At 68.0% G+C, this 706-nt stretch carries 1 protein-coding gene; it reads right to left on the reverse strand.

Translation table 11 applies throughout. The features are described from left to right. Positions 1-706 (reverse strand): ketoacyl-synthetase C-terminal extension domain-containing protein (locus IE239_RS41545; protein ID WP_190154620.1); only part of this gene is annotated, 706 nt, incomplete at both ends.

Genomic DNA, 706 nt, shown 5'->3' on the forward strand with positions numbered 1-706 from the left:
ATAGTCAGCACGCACACCCCAGGACTCCACCAACCGGAACAACGCCACCTCGACCGCGAACAACGCCGGCTGCGCAAACCGCGTCTCCTCCAACAACTCCCCGCCCTCGAAGACCAGCTGCCTCAACGGCCGGCCAAGATGCCCGTCCACCGCCGCGCACACCTCGTCGAAAGCCTCCGCGAACACCGGGAAAGCGGCGTGCAGTTCACGCCCCATACCGGCCCGCTGCGACCCCTGACCCGTGAACAACACACCCACACGACCCGCAACGACCGCTCGCGACTCCACCGACATCAGACGCTCCCGCGCCTCAGCCGCCGAACCCGCCACCACCACCGCACGATGATCGAAACGAGCACGCGTCGTCGCCAGCGAATACGCCACATCCCTGAGACTCAGTTCACGGTGCAGTTCCATATGGACGGCCAGGCTCCGGGCCTGCGCGCTCAGCGCTTCGGCCGTCCTGCCCGACAGGACGAGGGGTACGAGCCCGCTTGTCGGTGTCGGTTCGGGCGCGTTCTGCTCGACGGCTTCCAGGATGACGTGAGCGTTGGTGCCGCTGATGCCGAAGGAGGAGACGGCGGCCCGGCGGGGGCGGTCATGGCTCGTCGGCCATTCCCGCGCCTCGGTCAGCAGCTCCACCGCGCCGGCCGACCAGTCCACCTTCGGCGACGGCTCATCCACATGCAGCGTCTTCGGCAGCACA

The organism is Streptomyces humidus, from assembly GCF_014649655.1.
GTDB lineage: Bacteria > Actinomycetota > Actinomycetes > Streptomycetales > Streptomycetaceae > Streptomyces > Streptomyces humidus.